General features: G+C 43.6%; 14 protein-coding genes. 4 read left to right on the top strand and 10 right to left on the bottom strand.

The window, feature by feature from the left end:
• Nucleotides 1-230: 230 nt before the first annotated feature.
• From H4W00_RS08125 to H4W00_RS08115, 3 genes are all read left to right on the top strand, one after another.
• On the top strand, nt 231-890 hold the full coding sequence (locus tag H4W00_RS08125; protein ID WP_209957079.1) for a DUF6231 family protein: 660 nt from the start codon (nt 231-233) through the stop codon (nt 888-890).
• 255 nt (nt 891-1,145) lie between these two features.
• Complete coding sequence (gene pal / locus H4W00_RS08120) at nt 1,146-1,697, top strand: peptidoglycan-associated lipoprotein Pal (protein WP_209957077.1); 552 nt, start codon at nt 1,146-1,148, stop codon at nt 1,695-1,697.
• Between the two features lie 169 nt (nt 1,698-1,866).
• The gene (locus H4W00_RS08115; RefSeq protein WP_209957075.1) at nt 1,867-2,652 is read left to right on the top strand and encodes a 4'-phosphopantetheinyl transferase family protein; all 786 of its coding nucleotides are present in this window, start codon (nt 1,867-1,869) and stop codon (nt 2,650-2,652) included.
• A gap of 126 nt (nt 2,653-2,778) precedes the next feature.
• On the opposite strand, the gene H4W00_RS08110 is transcribed toward H4W00_RS08115, so the two are convergent.
• Nucleotides 2,779-3,606: a hypothetical protein gene (locus H4W00_RS08110; RefSeq protein WP_209957072.1), complete on the bottom strand. Its 828-nt coding sequence runs from the start codon at nt 3,604-3,606 to the stop codon at nt 2,779-2,781.
• Between the two features lie 690 nt (nt 3,607-4,296).
• On the opposite strand from H4W00_RS08110, the gene H4W00_RS08105 reads away from it, so the two are divergent.
• Nucleotides 4,297-5,055 (top strand): IclR family transcriptional regulator, encoded by a 759-nt coding sequence (locus tag H4W00_RS08105; RefSeq protein ID WP_209957069.1) that lies wholly within the window; start codon nt 4,297-4,299, stop codon nt 5,053-5,055.
• Between the two features lie 445 nt (nt 5,056-5,500).
• On the opposite strand, the gene mmsB is transcribed toward H4W00_RS08105, so the two are convergent.
• The 9 genes from mmsB to H4W00_RS08060 all read right to left on the bottom strand — a co-directional run bounded on the left by mmsB (nt 5,501) and on the right by H4W00_RS08060 (nt 18,919).
• Entirely contained in the window at nt 5,501-6,460 is a 960-nt protein-coding gene (gene mmsB, locus H4W00_RS08100; RefSeq protein ID WP_209957066.1) for a 3-hydroxyisobutyrate dehydrogenase, read from the bottom strand.
• A 143-nt stretch (nt 6,461-6,603) separates the two neighbouring features.
• Nucleotides 6,604-7,845 carry an enoyl-CoA hydratase/isomerase family protein gene (locus H4W00_RS08095; protein ID WP_209957063.1) on the bottom strand — a complete coding sequence of 414 codons (1,242 nt, stop codon included), beginning with the start codon at nt 7,843-7,845 and terminating at the stop codon, nt 6,604-6,606.
• Nucleotides 7,846-7,896: 51 nt separating this feature from the next.
• Nucleotides 7,897-8,679 carry an enoyl-CoA hydratase gene (locus tag H4W00_RS08090; protein WP_209957061.1) on the bottom strand — a complete coding sequence of 261 codons (783 nt, stop codon included), beginning with the start codon at nt 8,677-8,679 and terminating at the stop codon, nt 7,897-7,899.
• Nucleotides 8,680-8,894: 215 nt separating this feature from the next.
• Nucleotides 8,895-10,055 carry an acyl-CoA dehydrogenase family protein gene (locus H4W00_RS08085; RefSeq protein WP_209957059.1) on the bottom strand — a complete coding sequence of 387 codons (1,161 nt, stop codon included), beginning with the start codon at nt 10,053-10,055 and terminating at the stop codon, nt 8,895-8,897.
• A 391-nt stretch (nt 10,056-10,446) separates the two neighbouring features.
• On the bottom strand, nt 10,447-11,934 hold the full coding sequence (locus H4W00_RS08080) for a CoA-acylating methylmalonate-semialdehyde dehydrogenase (RefSeq protein WP_209957057.1): 1,488 nt from the start codon (nt 11,932-11,934) through the stop codon (nt 10,447-10,449).
• A 458-nt stretch (nt 11,935-12,392) separates the two neighbouring features.
• On the bottom strand, nt 12,393-14,447 hold the full coding sequence (locus tag H4W00_RS08075; protein WP_209957055.1) for a propionate--CoA ligase: 2,055 nt from the start codon (nt 14,445-14,447) through the stop codon (nt 12,393-12,395).
• Nucleotides 14,448-14,786: 339 nt separating this feature from the next.
• On the bottom strand, nt 14,787-16,457 hold the full coding sequence (locus tag H4W00_RS08070; RefSeq protein ID WP_209957053.1) for a fatty acid--CoA ligase: 1,671 nt from the start codon (nt 16,455-16,457) through the stop codon (nt 14,787-14,789).
• Between the two features lie 169 nt (nt 16,458-16,626).
• A complete protein-coding gene (locus H4W00_RS08065; RefSeq protein ID WP_209959079.1) occupies nt 16,627-17,814 on the bottom strand; it encodes an MFS transporter in 1,188 nt (395 codons plus the stop codon).
• A 313-nt stretch (nt 17,815-18,127) separates the two neighbouring features.
• Nucleotides 18,128-18,919 (bottom strand): ankyrin repeat domain-containing protein, encoded by a 792-nt coding sequence (locus H4W00_RS08060; RefSeq protein ID WP_334684922.1) that lies wholly within the window; start codon nt 18,917-18,919, stop codon nt 18,128-18,130.
• Nucleotides 18,920-19,250 lie beyond the last annotated feature (331 nt).

Raw genomic sequence — 19,250 nt, 5'->3', positions numbered from 1 at the left:
TAATTTATCAGCTACAGCCACTATAAAACGATTGGTTTACAATTAATACGATAGCTATTTTTAGCGCTATGTTTTAGCGATATGTCTTGGCAATATAGTGATAAACAGTACGGACAAAATAACTATAAACGATGACAATAATATTAGAGCGTGTTATTAATTGGATTATAGCGCTTAAAATGATTTAATGGGGCTATTGGTTACCCACCCTGAATGAATGGCTTGTTCTTATGATGAACCACAATACTCACTGCCAAAATATCACACTACCGTTATTGATTGCTTACATCGAAGCACTGCTACCCGTGCTACAGGCAAACTCTGCAACCCAAACAGTCACTGATGGCAATAAAAATGATAACGCTGATGACCAAGCTACGGAACTGTTATGGGTGGCACAGGATAACACTGCAATGTTAGTGCTGGACCCACAGCTGAACCATAAGCTAGCTGAAGTTAATGGGGTCAATGATGGCAATGGTGGCAATAATAGGCAGCCTAGCAACTCACACTTATCGACCCTGTCAGTACTGGTTCAGCAACCCATACTTGAACGGTATGAGCTGGCCTGTTTTTGGCTACCCACGCTATCAGCAGAATTGCTACAGCAGTATATTCCACTACTCATGCGTTACCGTGATCTCTATGCCACGCACCTACTTGTCGCACTAGACAGTACCATAGATTTACGGGCTTATGGTTTTACTCCGTTTGATATTTTGAGCGAGCAGACGGCGCTTTTAGATACTATTGAGCCTCTGACATCATTAGAGACAACACCATCAGCAACACTTTGGCAATTTAACTTATATGATTACAAACAGCTGCCAAATTGGCTCAATGCCGACTATTGGGCTAACCCTGAAAACTGGGACAAACGTCGCTGGTAGTACATAGTAGTTATATAAGTTAATTAGCTATTTATCGACATTGCTAGAGATCATAATACTTAATTTTAGTATGTTTGCCTGAAAACGATACAAATGATCCAATAAATATGATCATGGATCAGTAAGATCTGATATTACTTACAGTAATGATACTTACATAACGTAACATTGATTATAGTATGAGTAGCAATTGCCTAGATTTTATTATGAGCAATTTAAAAATAACAAGTTTAATTAAAAATTTAGGAGCTAATAATGTCAGTTGATTGTACTTTATCTAACACCGGAGCACAAAATCGTTTTGCTAAAATCGCTGCGCTTGCGCTGCTATCAAGTGCTGTAGCACTAACCACAGGTTGTGCTACTAAGCGTGCGACCTCTGAAGTGGTCGTTGCCCCCCTTGGTATCCCAGGTGGTCAAATGGGTTATACTGGCGCTGTCGTTGTGGATAACTCAAACGCCATTATTGGTGCCGCTGATAATCTACAAGCGGTGGTTTACTTCGCTTTTGATAGCAGCGAGATTACCTCACAATCAGCAGGCATTCTAAATCAGCACGCCAGTTTATTGAGCTCAAATCCAAATGCTAGCGTCCTTATCGCCGGTAACACTGACGAACGCGGTAGCCGTGAATATAATATGGCATTGGGCGAGCGCCGCGCACAATCTGCTAGTAACTATCTTGCTGCTCAAGGTGTATCTACTAGCAATATTCGGGTGATTAGCTATGGTGAAGAGCGTCCTGCTGCTGCGGATACCAGTGAAGATGCCTATGCACAAAATCGCCGCGCTGAACTGTCTTACTAATTATTTTATAACGGTTTATGCTTATTAAAAAAGCCCAGCAATATCCATATTGTTGGGCTTTTTTATAATCTGTTCATAAGCTCTATAGTTTACTGCACCCTTCAACACTCGCCTTAGACTGCTATTGGGTAGGCAATACTCCTGACTACAAACGCTACTTTGATCCCTTATGCCAATTATAACGCTACGCCACCACTGCTATACCCAACTTGATCCCGAGTCATGGTGCGCAACCGCGCAAATTAATCCATCAATCTCATTATTATTGAAGCCGAGCTCAGCCAATCATTTGGCATTGTCTAAGACCCCTATTCCTTGTATTAATTCCCGTGCTTCTGATTTGCGAACTTTTAATTTGCGAACTTTTGATTTCTATACTTTATATTGGCAAGTTTATCATCCAGACAGCGCGCTATCCACTCGCGAAATTGCCTACAACGCACGGCAGCAACAGCGTAATGGTGTGCGCTTACTGCTACAAAACCTACTAAGCAAAATCGGCATTATCGATACTTTAGACCAATCCGAATTCCCGTATCGGCTGATGAATAGTAGGTATTATGTGTGCTTTAGCCATTCAGGAGATAAGCACTTAAATAAAGTGGCGGTCGTTGTCAGTACCCACTGCGCAGTGGGTATCGATATCGAAGTACAGGAGGTGGCTTGGCGCGTTGCACAGCGTTTTTATCATGCCAACGAGCTGGCTATTTTAGCTGAGTTAGCGAGTAGTGAGCGAGACCGCGTTTGTAGATTGTTATGGCAACTAAAAGAGAGTTTTATTAAGATATATCAATATAAATTAGCACAGGGCTTAGGTATAGATTACGCCGCTCTTATTCCTGCGCTAAGCAATATCATGGCTCAAGATGAACGTTCATCAGTTATAATTAGCGACAGTAAAACTAATTACCAAATTGCGGTTTTGCCTTATCAACAAACGGTTGTTATTTTTTAGAAGCCGTTTATTTGCCTAGTATTTTTATTGTTAACCAATACTTTATTTTGAACATAAAAAAACGGCCCGAGGGCCGTTTTTTTTTAGCTTACTGAACTATTTACAGAATCTAATGACTTCTGTAAATTAGAAACGGTAAGTTGCGCCTAATTTAACAATTGGGAAAAACTCAAGGTAATCTTTACCTTCTAGCTCTCTTTCAGCAGCATCAGCAGCTTTTTTAGCTTCATCGCTAGAGTTGCTAGCATTTATTGTAACATCTGTTTTGCCCATATAAGCCGCACCGATTTCACCGAACACACCAAAGTTATTGGTAATGTTAGGACGGAAACCGACAGTCAGGTATGGGGCTAACTTGTTACGATGCTCAATGTTACCTTCTAAAGTACCTACGTCAGCTTCATCATAATCAGTACCGTTGATTCTATAGTTAGCACCATTAGCATTAGCAACTACGTCGATATCGTTGTCAGGAACAATGATACCAGCACCCATAGTGAACCAATTGCCTGCAGGACGTAACTGAACACCCATGTACGGGTTGCTGAAGTCAGTATCGACGTCGTAGTTTATGTCGTTGACGTCAAAATCACCACCGAATAGGTCAGCAACATCGCCACCTGTCCAACCAGCTTGTAGTTCGACTTTATCGTTAATTGAATAACCGACGCTAGCACCATAACCTAGAGTACCGATTTCAGCACTAACAGATGCTGGATTGATTACTGTATTGAATAGAGTCTTGGTACCACCAACAACAGCGCTAGCTGTATTACGAACGACGCCCGCGTCATTGTTATACTGATAAGCAGGAGCAGTGGTATAAGCGACTGGTTCAGCTTGATAAACGACTGCATTATTGTTGTTATCAACAATAATGATAGGATCAGCAGCTAAAGCAGCAGTTGATGCCAATACAGCGGCAGATAATGCAGTTAGTTTGATAAGTTTCATGCGTACTCTCCTAAAGTATAAAATAACTAGCCCGTAAAAATGGTCATCTAGCCTTTATTTTAGATGCTCATTTTGTTGGGCTGATTAAAACAATTTTGGCTCAATAAGTAACCACTATAAATGTACTTTTTGTATACTATTATGTAAAGATTGCATAGATATTGTAATAATTACCCTCTAAATCCTAGAAAACCTAGCTTTTTGTTACAGGATACTCTTACAGTAACTAAATGATGTGTAACAAAAATAATATGTACGCTACTAAATATAGATTACTGCGATCAAAATTAGTAGCAACATCACAGCCCTGCAAATCATGTGGCTATCATGTCGTAGTTGTTGAGGTAATTCAGTAGAGATTTCTATAACTTATTACTACTGTTTGTTGTAGTTTGTGAGTTGATGTAGCCTTAGTTACTCATAAGAGTGAGTTGTGCTGAGTCTAATGACGTTATTGTTGTACTCGGCCAATGTAGAACTGCTACAGAGCCCTAATATATATCGATGTTGGCTCTCCTGAACGTGCTGTTGCAGCAAGCAGTATGCTAAACTTATTATTAAAATTTGTTTCCAATAATAACTGTCAAATACTTATTATTTTCCAGCACTCACTCTTAATAGTAATTGGTTCATTACTGGTTACTTGACACTGTTTGCCGCTGCCTTTTTTATTATTATTGAGCTGTGTATATGCCTAAAGTATCGTCAATTACCCGTGTATTAGAGATCATCGAAGCGGTGTCCTATGCGGCCAAACCTATCTCACCGCTTGAACTGTCGCAAACGCTTGATATTCCAAAACCAACCATCCATCGATTGATTCAAAACCTAGTCGATGAAGGGTTTGTGGCGGTTGACCTAGGGGGCGGTATAATACCTGGCAAGCGGGTGCGCAATCTGAGCGTTGAGCTTTGGCAGCAGCGTCAGTTCTTTAATGAACGACAGATGATTTTGAAAAAGTTGGTAGATGAAATTGAAGAAACTTGCGGTATTGGTATTCCTTATAATATGGATATGATCTATACCAACCGCGCACAAACCACCTTACCCTTACAGATCTATCTACCAGTGGGTGCAAAGTCGCCGATGTGGTGTACCGCAACGGGCAAGCTATATCTAAGCCAACTCCCAACCTCAAGCCGCAATAAGATACTACAAAGCTTACCGCTAAGTAAGTTCACTAAAAATACGATTATCGATATTGATACCTTAAATATCGAACTTGATCATATTGCCAAGACTGGCATCGGTATCGATAATGAAGAGTTTATCTCTGAAATGGTAGCAGTGGCAGTACCGATACTAGATAAGAAATCACGCTATCTAGCCTCGCTGTACTTGCATGCGCCGACCATACGGGTGTCTTTAGATGATCTACTGACTCATGTGCCACGCTTACGTACAGCGGCGCAAGATATTCAAACATTGATCTATGAGTTGCAAGACTGATATGAAAGCACGTATAAATAACGTATTAAATAACGGCGACAAAATAAAAAAAAGTCCCCCTGCGCTATTGACCTTATGAAGGTATGGCGTAGAGGGACTTTTTTTGTACTCTTTATTCTAGCGTTAAAGTTTTAGCGCTAGAACTGCTGAAGTTGTAGTTAAAATACCTTAAAAACGCGACGGTACTGCTGGTATAAGCTTTTTGTAGCCTCTGTCTGCGTAGGCACAGCAAGCAAGAAAAACGTATGCCAGCAGTAAGTTACTGTATCGACATTACTTTTTATTGACTATAGAATGCTTAAAGTTCGTGGCTGTTTGAGATCACTATAAGTATATTATCGAATAAATTCTATTACTTATAGTGCAAATTGAAACTGGTACCAATTGCAACCTAGATCAATCAAAAACAGCATAATTGCCCTTTAACTCGTTACCATCTACGTTGTCATTTAGACAATACTGAACTGTCGTGAAATGCCATGATGCTAGAAAAATCTTTATCACCATACTCAAGAGTGTGCGCTTCGTATAGCTCAGCCGCTTTGGCACCCATTGGGGTATCCACTTTAGTTTTTTCGGCGGTTTGCATCGCCAGGTTAAGATCTTTTCGCATCAATTTAGTCATAAAGCCGCCTTGGTAACGATTGCTCGAAGGCACACTATTCATCACTTGCGGATAAGGGTTATAAACCTCTAAAGTCCAGTTACGTCCCGAGCTTTGGAGCATAATGTCTGACAATACTTTAGGATCTAGGCCGTTTTTGACTCCTAAATTGATCGCCTCTGCGGTCCCTGCCATCAAAATTCCCAGCAGCATATTGTTGCAGATCTTGGCCACTTGTCCGGCACCATGCTCGCCTGCATGAAATATATTTTTGCCCATCGTGGCTAGTATTGGTTCAGCTCTAGCAAAAGCCTCAGCACTGCCACCAACGATAAAGGTTAGACTACCAGCAATAGCGCCACCTGTGCCACCTGACACTGGAGCATCTAAGAACTCAATACCTAACTCAATTGCAGCATCCGCTACAGCACGAGCATCAGCAGCTGCAATGGTGCTGCAATCAATAACTAATGTGCCTTTAGGCAAGTCTGATAATAGACCGTTATCACCCAGATAAACGGAGTGCACATGCTCGCCAGCGGGCAGCATACTGATGACGACTTGAGCATCAGCAGCTGCTGCCTTAGGACTATCAGCGACTGTTGCTCCTGATTGCTGTAAATGTGCAATCGCTGGTGCTGATAGATCATAGACACATAGCGAATAACCTGCTTTTAGCAAGTTCTCTGCCATCGGTGTCCCCATGTTGCCTAGCCCAATAAAAGCAATCTTAGGCTTAGCGGCTTTGTTATTTTGAGCATTGTTATTTTGGTTTTGTTTTGTGGTTTCCGTTGCGCTCATTTCATCACTCCTTGATGATTATGTGGTCAGTACGATTGATAAGTACTAAAAATTAAAGACTGTTAAATACCATCAAATGATATTAGGTATAGTTTGATTAAACGGGTAACGCTATGAGTGATATTTAACCCACACACTCATATTTACAGTACGAACTGGACAGCGAGTGACTCAGCACCTAGCCAGTCCGAGAGTGGGTGTTCTCCTTCCGCATAAGGGTTAGTAAAATGCTGCTCAATATAATCCCGTCCCTCTACGCTCAAACAGTCTGCTAATGAACGCGACCACTGCGGATTTCTATCTTTATCAATCAGCAGGGCACGAACGCCTTCTTTAAAGTCAGGGTTCGCAGCGCAATGTACGGCAACGTTGGTCTCTAAATATAGAACCTGCTCTATTGAGAGCTCAGCCACTTTATGAAATAGCGCATAAGTTAATGCCACAGTTACCGGACAGCCATGACGATAAGTAGACATTGCTCGCTGCGCCCAGCTGTCTTGAGCAAAATTGGCATCAAGCTGCATAAGTGCCGCTTCATCACGCATGAGCGCATCAATATCTGCCAAACCGCCACTGGTCATCAACTTCTGAATGGCTTGCCAATGGTGTGCTAACTTGCTAGCAGGAAGATCCGCTCTTGGTTGTGATGCCAGCGCGTGGTTGGTAATGCTATGAGCAGTGGCAGATTGATTGACATCAACAGCCGCCTGCCAATCGCTTCGGATTAGGCGTTGTATGATGGCGTCGTAGTCGCTACTTTCTACCGCATATTCAGCGAGATTGGCCAGGAGCGCATCATTACCATTACACTGGGCGCCAGTCAGTCCTAAAAACAGACCTATTTTGGCCGGCATACGTTGTAAAAACCAACTGCCGGAGGCATCAGGAAACAGTCCAATAGTCACTTCAGGCATCGCAAAACGCGTGCGCTCAGTCACCAGACGATGGCTACAACCCGCCATCAAGCCCATGCCGCCGCCCATAATAATGCCATCACCCCATAATATTAATGGCTTGGTGTAGAAGTGCATCTGACGATACAAACGATACTCATGACTAAAGAACTCAGTCGCATAAGGGTTCGGTAATGGCGCGGTTTCGGACATGCTGTCATAGAGCTTACGGATGTCACCGCCAGCACAAAACGCCTTATCGCCTGCCCCTTTTAATAGTATCGCTACCACTTGCTCATCGTCTTGCCACTGATCAAGCTGATGTGATAACAGCTGACACATCTCAACACTCAACGCGTTTAGAGACTTGGGGGTGTTTAAGGTCATGATTCCGATGAGATGACCACAATCCGTTGTTTCTGTCTTAAAGAGTACAGGCGCTTCTAATGCTGGCTCTAGCGTGGGCTGATTGGTATTATCCGCTGCTGTCATAAAGGTGACCTATAAATAATAAAAAAGGTAAAAAAGCTACTGTAGTAAAGGCTATTTATTTTGCCAATTGGGGGCGCGTTTTTCTAAGAATGCCTGAACCCCTTCACGTTGATCCATGGTATCAAATAACTTCACAAACGCTTCACGCTCACAGATTAGATTCTGTGCAGGCGGCGTGTGACGAGCGGCTTGAATCAGAGTCTTAGAATGACTGACGGCAACTGGTGATTGCTTAGCAGCTTTTAAAGCTAAGGCTTGTGCCGCTTGTAGCCCTGTACCTTTTTCAACCACTTCTTCGACTAGACCAATACGTAGCGCGGTTGCGGCATCCACCCGCTCACCGCACAAGATCATGCGCTTGGCCCAACCTTCACCGACCAACCACGCTAAGTTTTGAGTGCCACCTGCGCACGGTAATAAGCCAACGCCCGTTTCTGGTAACGCCATCTGTGCATGGTCTTCAGCGATACGGATATCACAAGCTAGCGCACATTCAAGTCCGCCGCCCATTGCATAGCCGTTAATGACTGCAATGCTGACCCCGCGATAAGCCGACAAGGCCTCAAAGGCCTCACCAAAAGCAATCGCCATACTGACTGCACGTCCTTTATCGCCATCAGAAAAATTATTGAGATCCGCACCGGCTGAAAAGAACTTTTCGCCATCACCATGAATGATTAATGCATACACCTCATCATTGGCATTGAGGTCAGTCATCAACTGCTTGAGTGCCTGCAGACTGTCCATTGTCCAGGTATGAGCCGGTGGATTATTCAATGTTAAAGTGGCAACGTGGCCATCAATCGACAGGTTAAGATTGGTATAGTCCGTCATAAATAATCCTTTTTATTCTTTAGCATAGTCCGTGAAAAATAATATCGATACATAACCTACTGCTGGCATACGTTTTTCTTGCTTGCTGTGCCTACGCAGACAGTGGCTGCAAAAGCGTATACCAGCAGTACCGTCACGTTTTTAAGGTGTTTTAACTATACTGTTTTAGTAGTACTGGTTTTATAGTATTAGCCGTAAATGCATTACGTCAGTTACTAGCGCAAATTGCTGAGGCCATCGTCTTGTAATAGCTGACGTGAGATAATCACCCGCATGATTTCGTTGGTACCTTCTAATATTTGATGGACACGTAAATCACGAACATGACGTTCAAGTGGGTATTCATTCAGATAGCCATAACCGCCGTGCAGTTGTAAGGCTTCATTTGCCACATCAAAGCTGAGATCGGTTGATAAGCGCTTAGCCATAGCACAATAAGCTGAGGCTTGCGGATCATTCTCATCAACTTTGCTGGACGCTAGATATAGCATTTGCCGTGCGGTAATCGTTTGAGTGAGCATATCGGCAAGCTTAAACTGTACCGACTGTAGCTCGGCAATCGGGCTGCCAAACTGGCTACGTTCTTTGACATAGTTGGTCGCAGTTTCAAGCGCTGCTTGCGCTGTACCTACCGCACAAATGCCAATATTAATACGTCCGCCATCGAGACCTTTCATAGCAATACGAAAGCCTTGTCCTTCTTCGCCTATTAAGTTCGCTGCTGGTACCTTGACATCTTTAAAGCTAATAGTACGGGTTGGCTGTGCTTTCCAGCCCATTTTTTGCTCATTTTTGCCGTACTCAATACCGTCACTATGGGCATCAACCACGAATGCTGAAACCCCTTTTGGTCCACTACCGCCGGTGCGTGCCATAACTACCAATACATCGGTCTCGCCTGCGCCTGAAATAAAGGCTTTTTCACCATTTAGCACATAATAGTCGCCTTGCTTGTCCGCTTTGGTACGCAAAGACGCCGCATCAGAACCGGCGCCAGCTTCGGTTAGACAATAGCTGCCTAGCCACTCGCCGCTAACCATCTTAGGAATATATTGCTCACATAACGCCGCACTACCATACTCACCGATCATCCATGCCACCATATTATGGATACTCATGTAAGACGCGACCGACGTGTCACCCCATGCCAGTTCTTCAAAAATAATAGCAGAATCTAAGCGCGGTAACCCTAAGCCACCATAATCTGGATTGGTATAAAGCCCTAAAAAACCAAGATCCCCAGTTTTTTTAATCACATCGACTGGAAAATGAGAATTACGATCCCACTCAGCAGCATGGGGCTTAAGCTCTTTGAGTGCAAACTGTCTGGCGGTCTGCCTAAAGGCAACTTGATCGTCGGTTAATGAAAAATCCATGAGGTTATCCTTTTCTATAAGCACGGTATATAAATATAGGGCTATGTTGAATACTTTATTACTTTATTGCTTTATAAAGAGTTACTTGTAAAGAATTATTTGCTTGCGGTAGAATGTTCCAGAAGTAGCATAAATTTTCCCAGCCACTATTAATCAACTACTATTTATTAAAAATCAGCTATAGCCAGTTCAAAGTAGAACAGATACTTTTGTGTCAGCGTGCTACTAGTATAAATTCTTCTTGCTTGCTGTTCGCACGCGTGACAGAGGCTACGAAAAATTCATAACAGCAGCACTGTGTCGTTTTTAAATTGGATTGACTGTAGCAGTCTTTATATATAGCACTCAATGGCATATTTAAAGACTGCTAGTTAATGTAATGAACTAACGCTTACATCGAAATAGTCGTATTAACTTTACCACGGCTGGCCTCATCATCAAACCAACGTGCAGTCACGGTCTTCGTTTGGGTATAAAACTGTACCGCTTGCTTGCCATAAGGACCGAGGTCACCAAGCTTACTGGCACGTGAGCCTGAGAAAGAAAACATCGGTAGAGGCACAGGAATTGGTAAGTTAATGCCGATTTGTCCAACTTCAATATCTTGTTGGAATTTATGCGCCGCCGCCCCTGATTGGGTAAAGATAGCAGTACCGTTACCATGTGGATTGGCATTGAGCAGCTCTATCGCCTCATCTAGGCTATCAGCACGCATGATGCATAGTACGGGGCCAAATATTTCTTGCTGATAAATTTGCATGTCATTGGTGACATTATCAAAGATAGTTGGCCCAACGAAGTTACCCTTCTCATAACCTTCAACCGTGACACCACGACCATCAAGCACTAAGCTTGCGCCCTCCTCCACACCAGTCGCAATCAGATGCTCTACGCGCACTTTGGCAGCAGGCGATATCAATGGGCCTAAGTCTTTATCATGTTTACCCGCTGAGAGCACTAAGCCTTCTGCTTTGGCTTTGATATCGTCAACCCATTCGCCTGCTGCGCCGACCAACACCACTACTGATAACGCCATACAACGCTGACCAGCAGCCCCAAAGGCGGCACCTGCCAATTGGTTCATGGTTTGTTCTTTGTTAGCATCCGGCAAGATAACTGCGTGGTTTTTTGCGCCCATCATACATTGCGCGCGCTTACCTGATTGACTGGCACGCTCATAGACATGTTTGCCCACTGCAGTAGAACCCACAAAAGATACCGCTTTGATATCCGGATGATCACAGATAGCATCGACCGTTGCTTTGCCGCCATGAACCACGTTTAACACGCCTTCAGGAACGCCAGCTTCTATGGCTAGCTCTACTAAGCGCATAGTAACCATTGGATCTTGTTCAGAAGGTTTGAGGATAAAGGTGTTGCCAGTAGCAATAGCCATTGGGAACATCCATAACGGAATCATCGCTGGGAAGTTGAACGGAGTGATACCTGCACAGACGCCTAATGGCTGCCAAACACTATAGGTATCAACGCCAGAAGCGACGTTTTCGACGTAGTCGCCAATTTGTAAATTGGCGATGCCAGCCGCATGCTCAACCACTTCTAAGCCACGAAACACATCACCACGGGCATCGGCGATTGTTTTGCCTTGCTCAGCGGTCAGGATTTCTGCCAGTTCTTCCATATGCTCACGGATTAGGGCTTGGTATCTTAAAAAAATACGGGCACGAGTGGTAATGGGGGTTTTACGCCAGGTTTGAAAAGCGGTCTTCGCGGCGGCAACAGCTTGATTGATTTCGTCATCTGTGGTTTGCGGAACCTTGGCAATGACTTCTTGAGTTGCGGGATCAGTGATATCAAGCCACTCGCTAGTAGCTGATTTGGTAAACTGGCCGTTGATAAGTTGTTGGACGTGATGCATAAGATATCCTTATCTTGTTTGCGCTACTACTAAGCTACTTTACTCATAGGGCAGCGTCTTTATTCATTAAAGGGTGAGTAAAACGTCATTTATTGATAATTAATTTTCTTGTTATCAACTATATATAAAATGATTTAATACGTATCGTTATTGACTATAACAATAAAACAATTTTAGGGTCAAGCGCTTTATTAAAGTTTTGATAAAGACTGCCTACCCGAATAAAAGTTTTGTTGTCATTACAGTAGTTACCGAAAGTCTATTTTCTTGCTGGGTCAGTCGGTCCTTCTCTAGATATGAACGATATAAACGTCCTTTCAACTGTCAGACGAACTCATTGAAGTGCTTGCGAGATAAAGTATTGTAAGCCAATAAAAAAGCTCATGGATTATCTATACTGAGTTAGAAATCCATGAGCTTAAATATTTGTTATTGACCATTAGAATAGCTATTCGCTGTTAATAATCTTTCATAGCCTGCTTCACCGCATCAATTGCGGTTGGATTATCAAGGGTTGACATATCGCCGGTTGGTTTATCTTCTGCTAAGGCCCGAATAGCGCGGCGTAATATTTTACCCGAGCGGGTCTTGGGTAGCGCCTGCGGGAAATACACAGCCGCTGGACGGGCAATACCGCCAAGGGACTTAACAACGGCACCAATAATTTGTTGCTCAAGACGAAAGCGATTTTCAGTGGTTGCAACTTGCTCGTGATCTCTTAACACACAAAACGCGATAGGTAACTCGCCCTTTAACTCATCATGAATGCCAACTACCGCACATTCCGCCATTTCTGGATGAGTACTGATGGCCTCTTCGATTTCTTGGGTGCCCAGTCGGTGTCCAGCGACATTGATGACATCATCTGTGCGACCAAGAATATGGAAATAGCCGTCCTCATCAGTGACTGCATAATCTGAGGTAGAATACTCATTGCCATCAAACAAGCTAAAGTAGCTATCAATAAAGCGCTCATCATTGCGCCAGACAGTCGTCAAGCAGCCCGGTGGTAATGGTGCACTAATCGCCAGTAACCCTTTTTCACCTGCAGCGCAACGTTCGCCGGTTTCCTCATTAATAACATGGGCGTCATAGCCATACATAGGATAACCAGGCGATCCCTGCTTGTGCGGTTTATGATCAAATTTTGGGGTGTTACTCAAAATGGGCCAGCCCGACTCGGTTTGCCAGTAATGATCTAAAATTGGCACGCCCAAATGCTTAGCAAGCCAATTGGCCGTTGATTCATCAAGAGGCTCACCCGCTAAGAAGAACGACTTGAGACTAGAAACATCATAGCGAGTCATCCAAGTTTCATCTTGTTTTTTGAGCATCCGCACACCCGTAGGTGCAGTAAACAAAATGTTCACCTTATTGGCTTCCACGATACGCCACCAGATACCTGGATTTGGGCGATGTGGTAACCCTTCATACATGACGCTGGTCATGCCAGCAAGTAACGGCGCATAAATAGTATAAGAATGACCAACTGCCCAGCCAATATCTGATATCGCCCAAAAGGTCTCGCCAGCCTTACCGTCATAGATATAGTCCATCGAGGTAGTTAGCGCCACGGCATGACCACCGGTGTCACGCTGCACCCCTTTTGGCGTACCTGTGGTACCAGAGGTATAAAGCAAATATGAGGGCGTATTAGACTCTAACCAGACTGGCTCAACAACAGCATTGGCTTCGCAGCTGACACGGCGCTCAGTTGCATAGTCAATATCTAACGCCTGTGGTTTAAAGGGTAAAATACCGCGATCAACGACTATCACATGTTCAGGCTTGATAGTCGCTTGCTCGACGCCTTGATTGACCAGGCTTTTATAATTAATGACCTTACCACCGCGTAAGCCGGCATCAACAGTGACGACCACTTTTGCCTCGGCATCGTCCATACGAATGGCCAAGTTATGCGCAGCAAAACCACCAAATACCACCGAATGAATAGCGCCAATACGCGCACAAGCTAACATGGCATAAGCGGCTTCTAAAATCATCGGCATATAGATGATGACCCGATCACCCTCACCAATACCATGACGCTGTAATACATCTGCAAAATAATTGACTTCTTTGTAAAGCTCGTTATAAGTCAGACGGCGCTTAGTATAGTCAGTATAAAACTCAACGCTGTTGCCTAAGTCGCTAAAAGCATCAACAATCGCTGGATAAGTCTCTATCAACTCTTGATTAACTTCTGAGGACAGCCAAATAAAAGCGTCTTGTTCAGCGCGCTCAGGTAAATGGCGATCAACGCAGTTATAGCATAGGTTGGTCTCTCCGCCGACGAACCACTTGGCAAAGGGCAAATTACTGTCATCAAGGATTTGCTCTGGCTCTTTGTGCCAATAAATGCGCTTGGCTTGTTCCGCCCAAAACTGCTGACGGTCATTGATAGAGGAGTGATATAACTCAGAAAAGGTAGGTGCTTGCTCAGTAGTTACTGGATTTTCAGAGTTTTGATTAGAGACTTGATTGCTGATTTTATTAGAGGCGTGCTCGCTCATAATGGCTATCCTTAGCGTAAACGAAATACAACGAAATATAACGAAATAAAATAATGAGTATAGTGTAATGCAATCTTGTTAAATGACAGCGTAGCATTATTATAATGAAACTCTGGTCTTCCTTGCCGAAAGTAAAAAACCGATACGTTATGTATCGGTTTAAAATGTAGCAGAGCCAGTAATAAAGGTCAACTGCTAAGCCTATAAAATGCTAAATGCCTTCATAACAATCAATCTACAGTCGTACGAATAACGATACGAGTGTGGACTTCTCTTACCTGGCATAACTAGCTCGATAAACGCAGCTGACACTGGTTCATTTTATTAGTGGGAAACTAACTACACTCCCGTTTGATTACCATACATCTCTCGCATCAACTTTTTATCATGCTTGCCAACAGAGGTTTTGGGCAGTTCATCAACGAACTTAAACTCGCTAGGTACGCCATATTTAGGAATAATGCCCTTACTAACAGCCTGATCGGCAATAGCCTTAATATCGTCACTACTGGTCTCCTGGCAGTCCGGCTTAAGCACTACTAATGCTAACGGACGCTCACCCCATTGTGGGTCCCGAATACCAATCACTGACACGTCAGCTACTGACGGATGCAAGGACAGAATAGTCTCAATTTCTAGAGACGAAATCCATTCACCACCAGATTTAATCACGTCTTTGAGACGATCAGTAATCTTAATATAACCATCAGGACGTATGTAGGCAATATCTTGAGTATGCATATAGCCCTGTTGCCACAGCTCAACGCCCGCATCATCATTTTTGAGATAACTTTGGGTCAGCCAAGGCGCGCGTAGCACCAACTCGCCGGTATGCTCTTTACCAGTAGCAACCGACTGATTGTTCTCACCCCAAACTTGGGCATCAACCATCAATATTGGCTTACCGGTCATACAGCGACGAGCGATATCTTTTTCTTCGCTCATCTTAGGCTCATTAATACTGAAATCCGTTAAGCTGATCAACGGTGCGGTCTCAGACATACCATAACCCGTGTAAACCTCGATACCTTGCGCCAGTGCCGCTTTCGCTAAACCTTCAGTTAATCTTGAGCCACCAATAATCATTTTTAGCCCATTAAAGCTGGTATCACGGTCTTGCGCTTCTTTGAGCACCATCTGCAAAATTGTCGGTACACAGTGAGTAATACTTACCTTCTCATTGATGATTAGATCTAGTAAGGTGTCTGGCGCGTAGCGACCCGGATACACTTGCTTTAGCCCAATCATGGTTGCGGTAAAAGGAAAGCCCCATGCGTGTACATGAAACATCGGCGTCATGGGCATATAGACATCGCCATAGCTAACGCCCTGCTTGTTCGGCAACATACCAAATGACGCCGCTTCTGCCAAACTGTGCAATACCAATTGACGATGGCTAAAGAATACACCCTTAGGGTCGCCGGTGGTACCTGAGGTATAAAAGGTAGTGGCAATCGTATTTTCGTCGAAATCAGGAAAGTCAAAATCACTGTCAGCACTGTCTAATAACGCTTCATACTCACCGACTACGCGGCCTTGATTGTCACCAAACACCCCTTCAACGCTCATATCATTATCATCTAGCCAAATAATGTGCTGAATACTAGAGTTTTCAAACTGGTAATTCTTCACTAGCTCAGCAAACTCAGAGTTAAGCATTAGAACTTTAGGCTTGGCATGATTGATGGTGTAAAGCACTTTTTCTGGTGACAGGCGAACATTAACGGTTTGTAAAATATATTGCGACATCGGCACGGCAAAATACGATTCTAAATAACGATGACTGTCCCAATCCATGACTGCAACCACATCGCCAGCGTCAAGGTTCAAGTCTTCTAGGACATTCGCCAAACGATTGATACGAGTAAATAACTCTGCGTACGTTAAGCGTTTTTTGTCGGCATAAATGATTTCTTGATCTAGTGACACCGTTTTGGCACGATTTAATAGTTGTTTGATGAGTAGTGGAAACTCATAGGCGGATGGTGCACTGGGATAAGCGTTTGACATAGATTGGACTTCCTTGTGAATGTTATCAGAGTAACGTTATAAAAATACAGACAAGTAACTTTTGAGTCATTGTAATTGGTTTCAAGACTAACGGATTATTGTCGTACAGACAAATATTTTTGATCAGGTACTTATCGATAGTAAGAAAAAACCTATACTCACTATTATATTAAGTAGAAGTGGCGCGGGTTTTGGTTTTAACCATTCCAAAACTGGCGACGACTAATGCCAACACTTGTACAAATAACAATAGCCACACTGTTAACTTCCATTCTCCGCGCGCATACGCTAATCCACACAGCCATGCGCCCATTGTACCGCCTGCATAATAGCCCATGTAATACAAACCAGAGGCTAGTGATCGGCCCTTGTTAACATTAACCGCGATATAACTGATGGTCGCCGCTTGAGTAATAAACACCCCTGATGACATGATAGCAAGTCCCACAATAATGCCCCACAGTGGCGTAACTTGTGTCAATAACACACCAACCATTGATACCACTACTGCTACTCGAACAGTGCGCGCTGCCCCAAAGCGACGTAGCAATTTCGTGGATAATGGGGTGATGACTACCCCAATCAGATACACGGCAAATATATTAGCCAACTGTCCAGTGCTCAGCTCATAAGGGGTCTTGGCGAGGTGTAGATTGATAAAGGTAAAGCAACCTACTAAGGAGAACAACACACAGGCGCCAAGCAAGCAGGCCGTTACCACATAACGGTTGGTTAGGTGCTCGCCGAGCGTTTGGGTCGCTGAACGAAAGTTCGGATTGGCTTCAAAGCAGCGCGACGCTGGCAGCATTTTACTCACCCATAGCGCACCTATCAAGGTCATTGCCGCCATCACATAATAGCCATAGCGCCAGCCAATAAATTCATGTAGATGCCCCAGCAAAAAACGACCCATAAAGCCGCCGAGTACTGAGCCTGAAACATAAAATGACATCAATTCTGTGACGGCTCGCCCTTTAAACTCTTCCCCAATATAGGCAATGGTCACTACCGTAATACCAGGTACTGATAGGCCCTGCATAAATCGCCACAGTCCCAGCCAACCAATACTGGGACTCTGAGCAATTAAGGCAGTGGGTATCGCTAAAAACAATAACGCGCCCACAATAAATGGCTTACGCCCAACCGCATCAGATAGCATACCTAGAAACGGCGACATGATCGCAATGGCCATCACTGTCGCTCCGACAATCATGCCCGCTTGCACTTCAGTAGCATCAAAATCCACCATCAATACCGGTAGTATTGCTTGGATAGAATATACCTGCAAAAAGGCAAACATTCCAATAAGACTGATGGTGAGCTTTAGGGCCCACGAAGGTGAATTAGAATCAGGCATATCTGGCGCAAATGAGGGTGCAGACGCACTGGGTACTTGAGTGGCGCTGTCTGTTTGAGCGTTGTTTAAGGAATGATCATTCACGGTAATACTGACTATGTTGGACGCCGTTTATCTGAGCGTGAGTGTAGAGGCGAGGTTATGACAGCCTAAGCTTATAATCACAACAGTAAGCGCATTATGGTACCACATTGCCAAACTTGCTTAGAGAGCAAAGTGTCGTAAATAAGCGTTTAGAGCCTAAAAAGATAAGGCTGCTATTGATTATTAGCAGCCTTATCTTTTACATCAGTTATTAACGCAAGCAAAGCACTTATTCACAGCTTGCCTTGCCAGTGCGATGATTAATAGCCCCATTTTCTGACAGCAGCTGTTGCATCTTCACGTGACCGCGTGTGCAAGCATATGAGTAGGCACCTTGGTTATACGAGCCCATCTTCTTATCTTTGGTAGTGGCAACGAGATTTGGATTGGCCCCTTTCGATAGCAAGTATTTCACAGTCTCTAAGCGATTATTACTAGCGGCAACCATAATCAGGGTTTCGCCGTCACCTTCTAGGGTCTGATCATTTAAATCTACTGGCTTTTCAGCATTTAATAAGTTGTATACTTTTTTGACCACATTAGTGTTTTTTCCCAGCGCAGAAGATTTTAGGACATTATAGACATCGCCTTTATCCGTCGCTTGCAAGCTAGCGCCTTGGTTAATTAAATAATCTACGATATCTTCATAGCCGATAAATGCCGCCCAGCCTAGCGCGGTCTGATTAAGATTGCCAGTATCTTTAACTTCCAAATCTTGGCCGTTGTTTGCCATATATTTAACGGTCGCTAGGTCGCCGTGTTTTATCGCATCAAACCACTTAGCATCTGCACCTTTGCTGGGCTCATTATAAAACATACGATAAGAAAGCTTGTCTTTGTTAGCGATATCGAAGTTTTCCGCAGCGCTGAAGCGATAATCTGTTTGCACGATAGGGGCCACTTGAGATGCTTGAACAATATCATCCTTGTTCATATTGCTATCAGTATTAAGACTTGAGCATCCGGTTAGCAGCATCGCAGCCGTGATAACTGATGCGCTCATTTTATAGACGAGTTTCATAGTGCAACCTTAAAAAGTAAATTGAATAATAGCCATACGTGACCAACTAATAGCAGCAATTTTTGATTGGTGTCTGAGTTTTGGACCAATGGATGTCTCACCCTAATAAGTATCTCAGACATTATTAGTATCTCAAGCTCATGATGGTAGGTTGCCAGCCTCTTGAACTCCTACTTATATTATGCGGCAATTGCCAGTGCTATTCATCGTATGTTATGTAGAAATTATCAGGATTAAATGATGGCTTATTAATACTCATTACTACTTATTAATACATATTTAGCCTTTAAAACCCGGCCACTATCTATAAACTGAGAGTGAAAGTTACTAG

Source organism: Psychrobacter sp. PL19 (assembly GCF_017875835.1).
Lineage (GTDB): Bacteria > Pseudomonadota > Gammaproteobacteria > Pseudomonadales > Moraxellaceae > Psychrobacter.
This window is presented reverse-complemented; position numbering and strand designations above follow the sequence as displayed.